The following is a 16,464-nucleotide window of genomic DNA, read 5'->3' on the forward strand; positions in this document are numbered from 1 at the left end:
GGGTGAGTTCCCCGGCCGTTCGCACGGCCCTCGTTGACCTCGGCCCGCCACGTCCCTAGCTTCGTGCCCGCCCGACATCGCCCCGGTCCTCGCCAGGGGTGTGCACCGAGGAGAGGGGCGGGACGTGCGGCCGAGTCTTCGGGGTGCGGGGGTGACGCTCGCCCTGGTCGCGGGCCTGCTGCCCGCCTGGTCCGGAACCGCCTCCGCGGTCACCGCGGCCGAGCCGCTGCCCCTGGCGCGGTTCTTCGACAACACCGCGGTCAGCGACGACGCCCGCCCCGGCGAGGCCGACTTCGACGGCTCGGGCGCCTCCCTGTCGGCGCAGGACCTGGCCGCCGCCGGCTGGCGTCCCGGCCGTACGCTCACCGTGCAGGGCGCCCGCCTCACCTGGCCGGACCGGCCGGCGGGCGCCCCGGACAACGTCCGCGCCGACGGACAGAGCGTGCGCGTCCGCGGTCGCGGCGACGCCCTCGCCTTCCTCGTCGCCGGCACGGCCGGTGCCCCGGTGAGCGGCTCCGGCACGGTCGCGTACGCGAACGGCGGCCGCACCGCGTACCGGCTGACCGCCCCCGACTGGCGCACCGGCCCGCTCGCCACGAAGGCGCCGCCCCTGCCGCACATCAACACGCCCGACGGCCAACTCGCCGAGCGGGCCCGGCTGTACGTGCTGACGGTGCCGCTCGCCGCGGGCCGCGAGGTCATCTCCGTACGGCTGCCGCGCGCGACCGGGATGCATGTGTTCGCGCTGTCGGTGCGGGACACCGGCCTTGGCTGGACGGGCAGTTGGGCCGCGGCGACGGGCGGTCGCGCGGCCGTCGGCCCGTGGACCGACCGGACGCTGCGCCTGGTGGTGCGCACCTCGGCGGGCGGGCCGCGGGTGCGCCTCCGGTTCGACAACACCTTCGCGGCGGCGCCGGTACGGATCGGCGCCGCGACGGTGGCGGTCCAGGCCTCCGGTGCCACGCCGGAGGGTGCGCCGGTGCCGCTGTCGTTCGGCGGTGCCGGCGGCGCGGAGATCCCGGCCGGTGCCCAGGTGTTCAGCGATCCCCTCGGCTTCGACGTGCCCGCGGACACGAACCTGCTGGTGAGCTTCCATCTGCCCGGGACGGTGACGGCGGCGCCCGTGCACCGGCTCGCACAGCAGCGGTCGTACCTGAGCGAGCCCGGCGACCACACGGCCGACCCCTCCCCCGCGGCCTACACCTCCACCCTCACCGGCTGGCCGCTGCTGGCCGCGGTCGACGTGAGCGGCGGGCCGGGGTCCGTGGTGCTGCTCGGGGACTCGATCACCGACGGCGACGGGTCCACCCCCGACGCCAACCGGCGGTGGCCGAACGTGCTGGCCGCCCGGCTGCTCGCCCAGGACGCGGTGCCGCACTACGGCGTGCTCAACCTGGGCATCTCCGGCAACCGCGTGCTCCGCGACCGCTACCCCGGCGACGGAACCTCCCCGGACACGGCCGGGGTGAGCGCCCTGAACCGGTTCGACCGGGACGTCCTCGCGCAGCCGTCGGCGCGTACGGCGGTGGTGTTCGAGGGGGTGAACGACGTGCGCTGGGGTGCCACGGCGGACCAGGTGATCGCCGGGCTGCGGGAGCTCGCCGACCGGGGTCACGCCCGTGGGCTGCGCATGCTGGCCGCCACGATCGTGCCGTGCGCGGGCGAGAGGCGGTGCACGGCCGCCGCCGACGCGGAGCGGGTCGCGGTGAACGCGTGGATCCGGCAGGCCGGGGTCTTCGACGGCGTCCTGGACTTCGACGCGGTCCTGCGCGACCCGGCGGACCCCGCGCGCCTGCTGCCCGCCTACGACAGCGGCGACCACCTGCACCCCGGCGACGCGGGGCTCGCCGCGCTGGCGGAGTCGGTGGACCTGCGCCTGCTGTGACCTGCCCGGACCTACACCTCCAGGTCCACCACCACCGGCGCGTGGTCCGAGGCGCCCTTGCCCTTGCGCTCCTCGCGGTCCACATAGGCGTCCTTGACCGCCTCGGCGAACGGCTCGTTGCCGTAGACCAGGTCGATGCGCATGCCGCGGTTCTTGGGGAAGCAGAGCTGGCGGTAGTCCCAGTACGTGAAGGGGTGGTCGTACTTCAGCGGGCGGGGCACCACGTCGGACAGGCCCGTCTCGCGCAGGGAGGCGAGGGCGGCGCGCTCGGCGGGGGTGACGTGGGTAAGGCCCTCGAAGGCGGCCGTGTCGTACACGTCGTCGTCCGTGGGCGCGACGTTGTAGTCGCCCAGCACGGCGAACGGGCGGCTGCCGGCCGCGTCCCCGGCGACGGCCGCCTTGAGCGCCTCGAACCACTGGAGCTTGTAGGCGTAGTGGGGGTGGTCCACCTCGCGGCCGTTGGGCACGTAGACCGACCAGACGCGGACCGGGCCGCAGGTCGCGGAGACGGCGCGCGGCTCCACCGAGCCGTCGTAGCCGGGGTCGCCGGGCAGGCCCTTGACGACGTCCTCGATGCCTACGCGGGAGAGCACCGCCACGCCGTTCCACCGCCCGGTGGCGTGGACCGCCGCCTCGTAGCCCAGCTCGCGCAGCTGGTCGACGGGGAAGGCGGCCTCGGCGACCTTGGCCTCCTGGAGGCAGAGCACGTCGGTGCCGCTGCTCTCCAGCCAGGCCAGGAGCCTCGGCAGGCGTGCGGTGATCGAGTTCACGTTCCAGGTCGCGATGCGCATGTCCCACAACCTACCCGGCGGCACTGACAGTCACAGCGACGCGCTCTCCCCCGGCGCCAGCCGCAGGTGCTCGGAGCCGCCGAGCGCGCCGATCTGGTTGTCGTAGATGGGCCGGGCGAGGTCGGTGAGCAGGGCGTCGTGGATGTCGTAGGCGCGCTGCGGCCCGACCTCGCGGACGTAGTCGATGACCTCGGAGATCTTGCTCCAGGGGGCCATGACCGGGAGCAGCAGCGTCTCGACCGGGTGGTCGGGGACGGTGAGGGCGTCGCCGGGGTGGAAGACGCGGCCGCCGTCGACGAGGTAGCCGACGTTGGTGATGCGCGGGATGTCCGGGTGGATCACCGCGTGCAGTTCGCCGTGCACCTGGACGTCGAAGCCGGCCGCGGTGAAGGTGTCGCCGTGGCCGACGGTGTGCACGCGGCCCGGGAAGGCGGCCGCGATCCTCTCCGCGACCGACCTCAGAGTCCAGAGCTCGACGGCCGGGTCGGCCTCCATGGCCGACCGCAGCCGCCGCTCGTCGAAGTGGTCCGGGTGCTCGTGCGTCACGAGGATCGCGTCCGCGCCGAGGGCGGCGTCCTCCTCGCTGAAACCTCCGGGGTCGAGGACGAGCGTGCGCCCGTCCTTCTCCAGGCGGACACAGGCGTGCGACTTCTTGGTGAACCTCATGCGGACCATCCTGCCCCCGGCCGCCGGCGCGGGCTCACTCGGCCGGGGTGGTCTCCTCCCGCACGACCTGCTGGGCCACCCGGAACGCGCTGTTCGCCGCGGGGATGCCGCAGTAGACGGCGGCCTGCAGCAGCACCTCCTTGATCTCGGCGGGCGTGAGGCCGTTGCGCAGGGCGGCGCGGGTGTGGAAGGCGAGCTCCTCCAGGTGGCCGCCGGCGACCAGGGCGGTGAGGGTGACACAACTGCGGGTGCGCCGGTCCAGGCCCGGCCGGTCCCAGACCTCGCCCCACGCGTACCGGGTGACGAACTCCTGGAAGTCGCCCGAGAACTCGTCGGCCTCGGCCAGCACCCGGTCCACGTGCGCGTCGCCCAGCACCTCGCGACGCACCTTGATCCCCGTGTCGTACGGGTCCGGGCGCCCGCCCGCGGGCTCCGCGGCGACCGGCGGCGCGATCTCCGCGATGGGCGCCGGCTGCGCGGGTACGGACGTCGCCGCCGCGGGGAACGGCCGGGCGGGCCCGGCGGGCAGGGCGACCTGCCCGGTGGCCGAGTCGTAGGCGGGCTGCCAGGCGTTGGAGAAGTGTCTGACCAGCAGGTCGGTGACGGCGGCGGGCTGCTCGACCGGTACGAGGTGGGAGGCGCCGGGTACGACGGCGAGGCGGGCGTCGGGAATGCCCGCGACCAGCGTGCGGGCCTCGGCCGGGCCGGTGACCTGGTCGTCCGAGCCGACCAGCACGAGGGTGGGCACGCCGACCCGGGTCAGTTCGGTCCGCACGTCGAAGGTGGCCAGCGCCTCGCAGGCGGCGATGTAGCAGCCGGGGTCGGTGGTGCGGACCATCTGCACGGCCCAGTCCGTGATGGCCGGCTGCGCGGCGGCGAAACCACCGGTGAACCAGCGGTCCGGCGAGGTCCGGGCGATGGGGTCGAGCCCGTTGGTCCGTACGATCACGCCCCGCTGGCGGAACTCGTCGGCCGAGCCGAACCGCGGCGAGGCCGCGATCAGGGCGAGCGAGGCGAGCCGCTCGGGGTGGCGCAGGGCCAGCTCGACACCGATCGCCCCGCCGAGCGCACAGCCCGCGTAGCCGAAACGCTGCACGCCGAGGCCGTCCAGGGTGGCCACGAGGCGTGCGGTCAGATCGGTCACCGAGCCCGCGGGGTGGGCGGGGGCGCCGCCGTGGCCGGGCAGGTCGAACCGGAAGACCCGCCACTGGGCCGTCAGTTCGGGTATCTGGCGGTCCCACATGTGCCAGGTGGTGCCCAGTGAGGGACCGAGGATCAGGACCGGGGCGTCTTCGGGCCCGTCAAAGCGGTATTGCAGGGTGTTCATCGGTGTCTCACTCACCCGCCAGACCCTCTCATCTGTCACGAGTTGTCACATCGCCGGGGTGAATCCGGCGTCACGGTGGGGCCGGTGCGCCCTCTCGGCGTACTGGAACACGGCGAGGGAGCGGTCGTCGAGCGGCAACGCGTCGGGGGCCGGGGCGCAAGGGCAGTCCGCCCACTTCAGACGCGCTGTCGAGGAGCAGGCCGACGGCGCCTTCGCCGTGGCGGGCGGATAGCCTTGGCGCATGCCACCCGAAAGCCGCGCGCCGATGCGCCATGCCGGTATGCGCGAACGGAACCTGGCGGTCCTGCTCGGTGTGATCGCCGCGAACCAGCCGGTCACCCGGGCACGGCTCGCCACGCTCACCGGTTTCACCAAGACCACCGTCTCGAACCTGATCGCGGTGCTCGCCGAGGCCGGCCTCGTCCACGACGGGGACATGCTGCACGAGGGGGACCGAGGGCGCCCGGGCATCGGGGTCTCGGTCAACGGCGCCGGCGCCGCGGGGCTCGGGCTCGAGGTGAACGTCGGCTACCTGGCGGCCGCTGTGCTCGACCTCGGCCGACGGGTGCGCTACCGGCTCCTGGTGGCGGCCGACAACCGGAACCGGGATCCCGCCGAGATCGCCGTCGCGCTGGCCCGGCTGGCGGGGCAGGCGGTGGACTCGGCGGCGGAGCAGGGTCTGCCGGTGATCGGGGCGACCGTGGCGCTGCCCGGTCTGATCGACCGCTCCGGGATGTTCCGTGCGCCCAACTTCCCGTGGGACGACGTGCCGGCCGAGGCCTTCACCGACCTGGGCCTGTCCGGGCTGAAGCTGCCGACCAGGGCGGAGAACGAGGCCAACCTGGCGGCTCTCGGGGAGTTGTGGTTCGGGGCCGGACGCGCCGACCTGGGCGACTTCGTGCACGTCTCCGGGGAAATAGGCATCGGCGCAGGCGTGGTGCTCGACGGCCGCGTGTTCCAGGGCGCGCACGGCTACGCCGGCGAACTCGGCCACCTGCAGGTCGACCCGGACGGTGAATCGTGCCCCTGCGGGGCCCGCGGTTGTCTGGAGCGCATCGCGGGCCGGGACGCCGTTCTGCACGCGGCGGGCCTCGGCGACATGCTCGCCGAGCACGCCCTCACGGGACCCATGGAGCCGTTGTCCGCACTGACCGCGCTGCTGGACTCCGGCGACCCGGCCGCGACGGAGGCGGTGCGCCGGGCCGGTGATGCGTTGGGGCGGGCGCTCTCGGACGTGGTCAAGGTGATCGACCCGGACACGATCGTGCTCGGCGGGATCTTCTCCACGATCGCGCCCTGGATCCTGCGCTCGGTGGAGGAGGCGCTACGGGCCGGCGGACTCTACGGGCAGGTCCCCACGGTCGTGGTCTCGTCGCTCGGCGAGCACGCGGCCGTGCTCGGCGCCGCGGGCCAGATCATCGAGCACCTGTACGCCGACCCGGCGCTGCTACTGCGCTGACGACGCGACGGCCCGTCCCCGCGCGCGGGCACGCACCCTCCGCATACGGCGCGCCGCTCCACCCCCCGCGCGGGGGCGCACGCCGCGCCGCGTACGACGCAACGCTCCACCCCCGGCCCGCGAGCACACGCCCCCCCCACATACAACGCGACGGCCCACCCCCCGCCCGTGAGCGCGCCCCCCGCATACGGCGCAACGCCCCCACCCCCGCCCACAAGCACACGCCCCCACATAGGACGCGACGCCCCACCCCCGCGCGCGTGAGCGCGCGTCCTCCCGCGTGGGGGCAGCCGTGTCTCAGCCCTGGCCCGGGTGCCCGGGGCGCGCCGCGGCGGGGACCGGCTCGGGGAGCGGGAAGTCGCTGGCCACGGGGCGGCTGTCACCTGTCTCGGCCGCGGCCAGCATGGCTTCCATCACGTCGAGCACGTGGTAGGCGACTTCGGCGCTCGCCCGGTGCGGCCGCCCCGTCTCGATGGCGTGCGCCATCTCCGCGACGCCGATGCCCCGCCCGCCGTCCGCGTACCCGCCGAGAACCGGCGCCGTGTGCCAGACGGAGTCCGCGGCGTGACGCACCCGGACGTCGCCGGTGAAGCTGTTCGGGTCGGGCACCGACACGGTGCCCTCCGTGCCGTACACCTCGATCCGCGGCAGCGTGCTGTCCCACACGTCGAAGCTCATCATCAGGGTGGACAGCGCACCGCCCCGGTGCTCCAGCACGCCGGTGACGTGGGTGGCCACCGTCACCGGGAACGTCGTGCCCGCGCGGGGGCCGCTGCCGATGGTGCGCGTCCGGCGGGGGCTGCCGGACAGGCCGGTGACACGGCGGACCGGTCCGAGCAGCAGTACCAGCGCGGTCAGGTAGTACGGGCCCATGTCCAGCAGCGGCCCGCCGCCCGGCCGGTAGTAGAACTCCGGGTCGGGGTGCCAGCGTTCGTGACCGGGCGTGGTCATGAAGGCGGTCGCCGCGACCGGCACCCCGATCTCGCCCTTCTCCACGCACGCCCGAGCCGTCTGGATGCCGGTGCCCAGGACGGTGTCCGGAGCGCAGCCCACCCGGAGTCCTGCGGTGCGGGCGGCGTCGAGGAGGGTGCGGGCCTCCTCGGTGGTGGTGGCGAGCGGCTTCTCCCCGTACAGGTGCTTGCCCGCCGTGATCGCGGCCAGGGAGATCTCCAGGTGTGCCTCGGGAGTGGCGAGGTCGAGGACGAGATCCACCTCGTCGCAGGCGCAGAGCTCCTCCACCGTCGTGGCGCGCACTCCGGGGAACCGTGCGGCCGCGGCCCTGGCCCGTTCCGGGCGCCGGGCGGCCACCCGAACGGGACGTACGTTCGGCAGCCGGGACAGGGTCTCCAGATACGCGCCGCTGATGTTGCCGGCGCCCACCACGCCGATCCGCAAGGGGTCGCTCATGTCGTCTCCTCCGGTGGAACAGTCGTCGGTCGGTGCGCCCTGCGGCGCATCGGACCGCCCCGGTCCGCGCGGCCGGGACGGACGGTGTCAGGCAGGACAGGACGGAGGCGGTACGTCCTCCATGACGCCCCGGCCCGCGGCGAGCCGGAGGCTGACGTCGAGCACATGGAGGCAGAAGCCCGCGCTCAGGAAGGGCTCGCCCTTGTTGAGCACCGCCGAGGCCAGGTCGGCCACGCCCGCGCCGACCGTGAGGTCGTGGGTGTCGGCGTAGCGGTATCGCGTGGGCGGCGCCACGAAGGGCAGCTGTTCGGGCTCGCCGAGGTAGGAATTGGTCTTGCCGCGGGTGGGGACGTTGCGACGCAGCACGACCGGCGCCGAGGCCTGCCACACGTCGCCCACCGACAGCACGCCCCGGTCGCCGATGACGGTGAGCGACAGGTCGGCCGGAGCCACCCAGCCGATGCTGAGCCGGCAGACGGCGCCGCCGGCGAACTCAAGGAATCCCAGGGAGACATCCGGGGCGAGCTCGCCCGGGTCCGGCCACTCGCCGCCCAGTTGGAGCGAGGTGTGCGCCGCCATCCGCACCACCGGGCCCAGCATGGCCACCAGCCAGCTGAGCTGGTAGCCGGCGTGCTCCATGACACAGCCGTTGGCGACCTCGTCCCGGTAGGGCCAGGGCACCCCGCGGCGGCTGCGCCACTGGGTGTAGGGCATGAAGGCCAGCGCGCCCATGTCGAGCGAGGCGTGCACCAGGCGCGGGGTGCCGATCATCCCGTCCCCGACGGCACGCAGCAGCGTCTGCGCGGACCGGCTGAACACGGTCGACGGGGCGCTCGACAGCAACAGGCCCCGTTCCTGAGCCAGTTCGACGAGTTCCGTCGCCTCCGGCAGACGCGGAGCGAGGGGTTTCTCCGAGTAGACGTGCTTGCCTGCGAGCAGCGCCGCCTTGCTGACGCGGTAGTGCTCCGACACCGGCGTCAGGTTGACCACGACGGAGACGTCCGGATCGCTCAGCACCTCGTCGAAGTCGGCGAACACGCGGCCCGAGTACTCCGCGACGAACGTCGCCGCGCGGTCCCGGTCGTGGTCGTACGCGCCCTTGACCTCGACGTGCGGGTAGTTGGGCATGGTGGCGCCGTAGAAGTCCGCGGCGTATCCGCATCCGACGAAGACCACTCCGGCGGTCTCGTCCGGCAGTTGCGAGGACCGGCCTGCCTGCTGGTTGGTGTGCTCCATGGTTCTTCTCCGCCTCCCGATTTCTCTTCCGCCTCCCGAACAGATCTCAACGGGCCGCTTGCGGCCGGTCGGTGGCCCGCCGGTCAGCACTCCCCCGCGCGCAGCAGCCGTGCCGCACGACGGCCTGCCCGCGCGGCGATCGCCATGATGGTGAGTGTGGGGTTCTGCCAGCCGCCGGAGGGAAAGCAGGAGCCGTCGGCGACGAAGACGTTCGGCGCGTCCCAGCAGCGGTTGTCGCGGTCCAGGACGGAGTCGGCCGGGGAGGCGCCCATGCGGGCGGTTCCCAGGTCGTGCACGTTCCCGCCCGGTGGGGTGAGCGTGTCGGCGACGGACAGGTCCTTGAGGCCGGCCGTCGAGGCCGCCGGCTCGATCTCCCGCCGCATCGCGTCGTACAGCCTCTCCTCGTGCGGTCCGTATCCGCACTCGATCACGGGGAGCGGGACGCCCCAGCGGTCCCGTCCGCTGCCCAGCCGCACGCGGTTGTGCCGGTGGGGCAGCATCTCCCCCTGGGCGTCGATGCCGCCCAGCACGACGCCGTCCCGCACCCGCCGCTGGAGCGAGACCCACAGGGCGAAGGGCCGGACGTCACCGCCGTGCGGCCGTGGCGGGGGGACGAGCAGCCCGCACTGGCGCCCGGTCCACGGCCGGGCGTCGGCGGGCGAGTAGCCCGGGAGGACGCCTTCGGAGGTGAGCAGCGGATGGTCCATGAGCCCGCGGCCCACGAGGCCGCTGCTGTTGCCGAGGCCCTGCGGGTGGCGCGGGCCACGCGAGTTCAGCATCAGCCGGGCCGTCTCGATCGTGCCGCCGCACAGGAGGACCACGCGGGCGCGGACATGGTGCCGGACGGCCGTGGTGGTGTCCACCCAACGGAGGCCGGTGGCCCGGCCGTTCGCCGGGTCGACGGTCACCGAGGTGACCCGTGCGTGCGGCCGCAGCACCAGCCGCCCGGTGCGTTCCGCGAGGGCGAGGGCGGTGGCCTGGACGGTGAACCCCGGCCAGCCGCCCCCGCCCGCCTCGGCCGGTACGAACCGGACGGGGACCGGGCGGGTGCCGGGCCGCCGGTACGAGCGCCGGAAGTCCGACTCGGCGGGGGTGAGCGCGGACGGCTCGCCCCGGAAGAGGCTGTCGGGAAGCTGCGGGAGATCCTCGGCGGTGCCCCGCAGTCCGAGGAGGCCCTCCACCGCCTCGTAGGCACCGGCGAGTTCCTCGTACCCGATCGGCCAGGCCGGCGAGCAGCCGTCGACCTCGCCGGCCCGCGTCTCGTACGGGGACAGCCGCAACGCCGACCCGCCCCAGATCAGCGACCGGCCGCCGACCTGCATGCCCCGGATCCAGGTGTACGGCATGCCGGGCGGCGTCTCGTAGGCGTGTTCCACGTCGTCGACGAACAGGTGCGGGCCGCGCGGACCGAAGTGGAAGTGACGGCTCTGGACGGGCTGCCGCGGCCAGGTGGCGCCCGTGTCCCGCCCGGCCGTGGTGTAGGAGGCGGCCCGGTCCGGGATCTCCTCGGCCCGGCGCGCGGGCCCGGCCTCCAGGACCAGGGTGGACACCCCGGCCTCGGTCAGCTCCTTGGCCGCCCAGGAGCCGGCGAACCCGGAGCCGACGACGACCGCGTCGTACCCCGGTCCCGCCTCGGTGTCGATGCCGGTCATCGGTCCGCCTCTCGCTGCGTCCGGGCCCCGGGCGTCGGCCGCGGGACGGCCGCCGTCGCGGGGGCGGTCGGCCCGTGCACGCGGCACCGCCCGTTCACGCGGCACCGTCCGGGTGGGAGGGCCGCCACCGGATCGGGCCGTCGATGCCCGTGTGGTGGGGTGTCGCGACCCCGTCGTGGTACAGCGACTCGGGGATCACGCGGAAGTCGAAGCTGAGGCGGGTCCGCTCGGAGACGTTGCGCTGGTTGCCGTGCATCAGGTTGGCGCTGTCGAACACGAGCATGTGCCCGTAGCGCATGGGGTGGCCGCGGAAGTCCTCGGCGCCCTCGCTCGACTCGACCCACAGGCTGTTCGCGGCCGTGATGTCGGTGAGCGGCACCCAGAACGTGATCTCGCACGGGTTGTGGCCGCCGCTGCGGTCGCGGTGGTAGCTGCCGACGCCGTGCCGTCCGGGCAGCTGGATGCGCCAGTTCGGTATGTGCTGGTAGCGGACGCTCTCCCCGACGAGTTCGGTGACGTGCGTCCGGACGAACTCCCCGTACAGCGCGGAGACCGTCTCGATGGCGTACAGCTTGTGGTGCATCTCGGACGCCTGGTTGCCGAAGCCCGGCTGCTCCTCGCCCTCGGGGGTGTGGAACCGGTGCCACTCGGCGAGGTCCGGGACTCCGGTGGCCGCGCGCACCGCGCCCGCGAAGTCGAAACGCTCGGTGTCGTAGGAAACGATCAGCTTGTTGAGCATGGTTCCTCTGCGGGGTCCGGGTCGGGAGCGATGGTGAAGCGGGGCTCGAAGCCGATGAGGTGGCTCAACTGGAGGTCGACGCCGCCGATGTTGCTGAAGTCCTCGCCGTGGAACAGGCTCTTGCGCAGGAACGCGGCGGTCTTGCCGCGGTAGCGGGAGCGGGCCAGCAGCACGGCGAGCGCGAGGAAGTACCGCGGTGTGCCGCGCCGGTGCAGGGCCGTGAACGGGCGGCGGATCCTGTCGATCATCCGGTCCGCGGTCGCCCGGTCGGGAGCGATGTCCAGGTCGCGCATCCGCAGCCGGCCGAGGAACGCCTGCTGGACGGCGGTCGGCCCCGGCTCGGCGGGGTCCTGCGGCTCGCCGTGGACCAGCGCCAGCAGGAGGCTGTCGTGGTCGGCGTAGAACTGGTGCCCCTTCCCCGCGGGCGGGATCTCCCCGGTGACCAGCAGCTCGGCCGCGTGCGCCACGTCGATGTCGCCCAGGCGCGCCGCGAAGTGCGTGGTGAAGTCGGTGTCCGCACGCAGCGCGGTGGGCACCAGGGACTCGGCCGGCAGCAGTTCGGAGGCGGCCGCGTGGGTGGAGGCCAGCACCGGCGTACCGACGTAGGAGGCTTCCACCAGTACGCGGCCGAAGGTCTCCAGGGACGAGGTGCTGGGGAAGAACAGCACGTCCATCTCCCGGTAGGCACGCCACAGTCGGTCTCGGTCGACCGGTGGGCACCAGGTGTATCCCGGGACGCGGGCGTCGGCCTCGGCCGCCCGGCCGGGGCGCGGGTCCTCGCCGACGGCCACCAGCTCGAAGGCCCCCGGCGCACGTCGGTTCAGCTCGCGCTGCAGGGCGACCGCCTGGGAGTGGTTCTTGTCGTCGGTGAGCCGCCCGACGAATCCGATGCGGGTGGGGCCCTTGCTCCCGGAGCCGGTCCACGATCCGGCCGACTCCGTGGGGAACCAGCGCAGCAGCGGATAGCAGACGGCCTGCCGGGAGGCCGCCAGGCCGGGGAAGAGCTTGCTGTAGAGGGCCTGCGAGTAGCGTGACGAGTGGTAGAGCACGTCGTCGGGACGCAGGTAGGGCGCACAGAGGGCCTCCTGCTGGAGATAGCCGTTCCACAGCGCGGTGCGCGCGTCCCTGACGACGGTGAAGTCGAGACCGAGCCGCTCGCGCAGGTAGAAGTAGAGGTAGGCGTGCGGGCCCACGGTCGCGACCACGACGTCGCAGTCCTTCAGGGCCTCCCGCGCCGCCTCGTCGCTGTGGAAGAGGTCCACGAGGTCATGCGGTCTGGCCCGGACCTGTGGGCTCTCGGAGAGCAGCCGCCCGACCTCCGTGTAGGCGAAGTTCGCGCCGTCCTTGCCGGGGTGACCGGCGTAGCTGCGGAATCGGTGGAAGCCCGTGACCGGTGCGTGTGGCATGTGCGTACCGCCCTTCCTGACGCTGGGTCGCCTTCCTGACGTTGGGTCGCCCTCCTGACGCCGGGCCGCCCTCCTGACGCCGGGCCGCCCTCCTGACGCCGGGCCGCCTTCCTGACACCGGGTCGCCCTCCTGACGCCGGGTCGCCCTCCTGACGCCGGGTTCCGGCCCCGGTGCGGGCGTCATCGCCCCGCGGCGGCCGATGCGGCGAGGTCGGCGAGTGCGTCGTCGGGGCGCGGCCGGATGCGCAAGGCGTGCGCGCGCTTGCGCAGCAGCTCGATGTGCGACGCGTCCCATTCCTTCGCGCGCAGCGCGGAGATAACGATGTCGCCGAGTTCGCGGACGTCTTCCGCGTCGAAGCCGCGGGAGGTGATCGTCGGGGTGCCGAGCCTCAGCCCGCTGGCGACGAAGGGGGACCTGGGGTCGTCGGGGATCATGTTCCGGTTCGAGAGGATGCCCAGGTCCTGGAGGCGTTCCTCGGCCTGTCGGCCGGTCAGCGGGGTGCGGGTGAGGTCGACGACCAGCAGGTGGGTGTCGGTTCCGCCCGTCACCAGGTCGAGGCCGCCGTCCAGGAGCAGCCGGGCGAGCAGCCTGGCGTTGGCCACGACACGTTCCTGGTAGGCGCGGAAGGCCGGGGTCGAGGCGTCCTGGAGGGCGGCCGCGAGCGAGACGAGGCCCGCCATGCCGATGGACGACTGCAGACCGGGGAAGATCGCCGCGTCGACGCGTGCCTTCAGTGGCTGCGGGCACAGGACGATGCCGCCGCGCGTACCGCGCAGCGTCTTCTCCACCGAGGTGGTCACCACGGTGCCCGGATACGCGCACGGGTTGTCGTGGAGCCCGGCCGCCACCAGTCCGGCGATGTGGGAGATGTCGGCGACGAGCGTGGCACCGACCCCGTTCGCGATCTCGCTGAGCCGGGCGAAGTCCACGGTCCGCGGGTAGGCGGAGAAGCCGGCCACGATCACCCGGGGCCGCTCCTGCTCGGCGAGCGCCTTCAGGTGGTCGTACGGCAGCAGGCCGGTGCGGGGGTCCACCGCGTAGGGGACGACCCGGTACAGGTCGCGGACGATGTGCTTGGGGTGGCCGTGCGAGAGGTGCCCGCCGGACGCCACGGCCATGGAGAGCATGGTGTCGCCGGGCTTCATCAGGCCCCGGTAGACCGCGAGGTTGGCCATGGAGCCGGAGACGGGCTGCACGTTGGCGTGTTCGGCGCCGAACACGGCGCACGCGCGCCGCACGGCCAGTTCTTCGACCTCGTCGAAGATCGAGGTGCCGGCGTAGGGCTTGTGCCCGACGTGGCCCTCGGCGGAGCGGAACTGGGCGACGCCCCAGGTGCGGTTGTCGCGCACGGACACGATCGGCGCGTTCGACGCGGCGATCAGGTCGATGCTCTCCAGATAGTGCCTGTCCTCGCGGCCCAGCAGCCGCGACAGATCCCGATCCAGCATCATCTCACCTCATGGGTTGGGGAGTTCGGCGATATCGGTGCGCGTGGTACGGCGTCGGGGGCCGGTGCCGCGGCACACGCGGCAGAAGGCCCCGGTCGGCGCGGAGTGCATCCACCCTGCGGCGGCCGGTCAGGGTGCCGGTCGACGGCCGCGGGGGCGGGAGGCGCAGTGCTCGGCGGGACGTCCGGTGGGCACGGACGGCCGACCGAGGAGAATTAGTCCCTCCAATGGACTAATTCATCAGGTGGTGATTCGACTGTCAATCGGTTGGACCGAATACGCGGTGACCGCGCCCCGGCCGCGGCAGGCCCGAGAGCACCTCGCGCGCGACCCGGTCACCGTGCCGGAAGGTGGCCGCGTCGGTGCCGGGAATGGCGAAGGCCCGGGCGCCGCGCAGCGAGGTGTTCCAGCCCAGCGCGTAGCGCGCGGGGTGCGTCGTACCGACGGCACGGCGCAGGCGGCCCCGTTCGTCCACGGCGATCCGGCCCGTCCGGGCCCGGTAGCCGGTGCCGGGGTCGGTCAGGACCTCCTCGCTCGCCTCACCCGCGGCGTACAGCGAGGCCAGGAGGGGGTCCGCGGTGTCCGTCACCGTCGGGTCGGGGACGCGGGCATCCACCAGCGCGGTGGCCGGATGCTCGTCGGGCAGGTTCGCACCACCGGCCAGGAAGCGGCCGGCCGTCGCGTCGAGCCGCACGCGTACCCCCGCGCCGAGCGGCTGGACCACCCCGGCACGGCACAGGGCCAGCAGTTCCTCCACACGGAAGGCGGGCGGACCGCTCGCCACGAGGTGGAACAGGGAGAGCCAGGCCCCGTCCAGCTCCTCGGCCTGGGAACGGGCGTCCAGGTGGGGGCGCAGGCGAGGGAGCCGGTCGTAGAGGAGCAGCAGCGCGCCGTAGACGGCCGTGTCCGCGGACCGGGCCGGGTCCCTGGCGCGTCGCAGCTCGTGCTCCAGCATCGCGCCGATGTGCCGACGGGCGGCGTCCGCGGAGCGGAAGGCGGCATCCCGCAGCGGTGCCCGCAGGTCGTCGAGGTCGAACCGGTCGGCCGGGTCGGGGACCGCCTTCAGGACGAGTTCGTCCAGCTCCTGGGGGCAGGCGGTGGCGTGCAGTTGCTCGAACTGCCACCAGGGCATGGTGGTGCTGTCGGGGCGGGCGGCGAAGAGTTCGCGGTAGTAGGCGTGGCTGAGGTCCTTGACCACGACCGGCCAGATGTCGCGGCGGAAGTCGATCGTCCGGCCGCGGGCGAGCAGCCGCTCGACGGTCCCGGGCAGGTGCCGCAACTCGCGGACCGGACCGAGCACAGGTGCGCGAGTGGGCTTGCACCGGTACGGCAGCCCGCGGCGCGAGCCGACGAGCAGCCGCGGTTCGCGCCCCGAGGGAACGTACCGCAGTGTTCCCGCGGCGTCCCGGGTGTAGCGCCCGCCCCGGCCCTGGGTCAGCAGGGCCATGGTGTCGAAGAAGGCGAGCCCCATGCCCCGCACCAGCACGTCGGAGCCGGGCGGCAGCACCGAGAGATCGGCTTCGGCCACCAGACCGGGCGGTAAGTAGGCCAGACCGTACTCGGCCGCGAAGGAAGCGGCGTCGGCCTCCTCACCGCGCGGCCGGGCGTCCAGGTGGCCGAGGGCCAGGACCACCGCGTCGGCGTCGAGCCGGCCGCCGTGCTCCAGACGGACGCGCTGGACGCCGTCCGGCCCGGTGGTGAGCGCCACGGCCCGGCCCGTGCGCGTGGTGACGCGCACCCCGGGCGGAGTCCGGCGCGTCACCTCGCGGAGGAACCAGGACAGGTAGGCGCCCTGGAGGCGTCTGGTCGCGAAGGAGTCCGGGGCGGTCTCGCGCAGGTCGCGCTCAAGGCGTGGGGCCACGGGCGGCAGCAGACCGGCGGCCGTGTCCCGCGCCCAGGCGGCCAGCGACGGGCCGGGACGGGCGGGACCCTCGCAACGCACGGCCTTCCCAGGGAAGAGGGTGACGTCCCGGGCAAAGGAGTTCATGCGCATCAGCGGTGACTGTTCCTCCCGCCAGACCCGTCCGGGGCCGGGAGGACAAGGGTCCACCAGGACGATCTCGATCGACCGGCGCGGCGCCAGGAGTGGGGCGTTGGCCGTCAGGCGCTCGGCCATGCCCACGCCCACCGGGCCGGCGCCGATGATCGCGATCTTCGCTTCCGTCGCCGAAGACATGGCTGCCATTAATCCATGCTGTTGCCTAATTCTCAATGGGCGTGCGCGCGGACGCTGTCGGAGCGCATGTGAACCTCCGGCCACAGAGCGCACTCCAGTCACCCCGGTCCACACGCGCATCCTTGATTGATCGTCAAATCTCTTCAGAAGCCGTGGAGTTCACGTATACGCCGCTCCGACCGCACCGTCGCACGACGAGCGCGCCGGAAGTCACCGTGCGCAAGTACTTGGCAAGCACCCCGGATCGCGCTTAGCTTTGGTCCACTTCGTT

General features: G+C 73.5%; 13 protein-coding genes. 2 read left to right on the top strand and 11 right to left on the bottom strand.

Going from position 1 to position 16,464, the window contains the following annotated elements; all coding sequences use genetic code 11:
* Positions 1-124: 124 nt before the first annotated feature.
* Positions 125-1,885 carry an SGNH/GDSL hydrolase family protein gene (locus ICC28_RS23935; protein WP_188290738.1) on the top strand — a complete coding sequence of 587 codons (1,761 nt, stop codon included), beginning with the start codon at positions 125-127 and terminating at the stop codon, positions 1,883-1,885.
* 11 nt (positions 1,886-1,896) lie between these two features.
* On the opposite strand, the gene ICC28_RS23940 is transcribed toward ICC28_RS23935, so the two are convergent.
* From ICC28_RS23940 to ICC28_RS23955, 4 genes are read right to left on the bottom strand one after another with little or no spacing between them, the layout of a single operon-like run.
* Positions 1,897-2,676 carry an exodeoxyribonuclease III gene (locus ICC28_RS23940; RefSeq protein ID WP_188290739.1) on the bottom strand — a complete coding sequence of 260 codons (780 nt, stop codon included), beginning with the start codon at positions 2,674-2,676 and terminating at the stop codon, positions 1,897-1,899.
* Between the two features lie 30 nt (positions 2,677-2,706).
* Complete coding sequence (locus ICC28_RS23945) at positions 2,707-3,342, bottom strand: MBL fold metallo-hydrolase (protein WP_188290740.1); 636 nt, start codon at positions 3,340-3,342, stop codon at positions 2,707-2,709.
* A 34-nt stretch (positions 3,343-3,376) separates the two neighbouring features.
* Complete coding sequence (gene pcaC, locus ICC28_RS23950; RefSeq protein WP_188290741.1) at positions 3,377-4,684, bottom strand: 4-carboxymuconolactone decarboxylase; 1,308 nt, start codon at positions 4,682-4,684, stop codon at positions 3,377-3,379.
* A gap of 30 nt (positions 4,685-4,714) precedes the next feature.
* Positions 4,715-4,912, bottom strand: coding sequence for a hypothetical protein (locus tag ICC28_RS23955; RefSeq protein ID WP_188290742.1), 198 nt, complete (start codon positions 4,910-4,912; stop codon positions 4,715-4,717).
* Between ICC28_RS23955 and ICC28_RS23960 the strand changes: the two genes are divergently transcribed.
* Complete coding sequence (locus tag ICC28_RS23960) at positions 4,911-6,128, top strand: ROK family transcriptional regulator (RefSeq protein WP_188290743.1); 1,218 nt, start codon at positions 4,911-4,913, stop codon at positions 6,126-6,128. The genes ICC28_RS23955 and ICC28_RS23960 overlap by 2 nt on opposite strands.
* A 297-nt stretch (positions 6,129-6,425) precedes the next feature.
* Here ICC28_RS23960 and ICC28_RS23965 read toward each other — a convergent pair whose 3' ends face one another.
* The 7 genes from ICC28_RS23965 to ICC28_RS23995 form a co-directional block, all read right to left on the bottom strand.
* The gene (locus tag ICC28_RS23965) at positions 6,426-7,535 is read right to left on the bottom strand and encodes a Gfo/Idh/MocA family protein (protein ID WP_188290744.1); all 1,110 of its coding nucleotides are present in this window, start codon (positions 7,533-7,535) and stop codon (positions 6,426-6,428) included.
* 87 nt (positions 7,536-7,622) lie between these two features.
* The gene (locus tag ICC28_RS23970) at positions 7,623-8,771 is read right to left on the bottom strand and encodes a Gfo/Idh/MocA family protein (RefSeq protein ID WP_188290745.1); all 1,149 of its coding nucleotides are present in this window, start codon (positions 8,769-8,771) and stop codon (positions 7,623-7,625) included.
* 83 nt (positions 8,772-8,854) lie between these two features.
* A complete protein-coding gene (locus tag ICC28_RS23975; RefSeq protein ID WP_188290746.1) occupies positions 8,855-10,423 on the bottom strand; it encodes a GMC oxidoreductase in 1,569 nt (522 codons plus the stop codon).
* A gap of 94 nt (positions 10,424-10,517) precedes the next feature.
* Positions 10,518-11,162 (bottom strand): hypothetical protein, encoded by a 645-nt coding sequence (locus ICC28_RS23980; RefSeq protein WP_188290747.1) that lies wholly within the window; start codon positions 11,160-11,162, stop codon positions 10,518-10,520.
* Entirely contained in the window at positions 11,147-12,568 is a 1,422-nt protein-coding gene (locus tag ICC28_RS23985) for a glycosyltransferase (RefSeq protein WP_188290748.1), read from the bottom strand. Before ICC28_RS23985 ends, ICC28_RS23980 begins: the two co-directional genes overlap by 16 nt.
* 180 nt (positions 12,569-12,748) lie before the next feature.
* Positions 12,749-14,020, bottom strand: coding sequence for a serine hydroxymethyltransferase (gene glyA / locus ICC28_RS23990; protein WP_188290749.1), 1,272 nt, complete (start codon positions 14,018-14,020; stop codon positions 12,749-12,751).
* 256 nt (positions 14,021-14,276) lie between these two features.
* The gene (locus tag ICC28_RS23995; protein WP_188290750.1) at positions 14,277-16,202 is read right to left on the bottom strand and encodes an FAD/NAD(P)-binding protein; all 1,926 of its coding nucleotides are present in this window, start codon (positions 16,200-16,202) and stop codon (positions 14,277-14,279) included.
* Positions 16,203-16,464 lie beyond the last annotated feature (262 nt).

The organism is Streptomyces sp. TRM68416, from assembly GCF_014596915.1.
Taxonomy (GTDB): domain Bacteria; phylum Actinomycetota; class Actinomycetes; order Streptomycetales; family Streptomycetaceae; genus Streptomyces.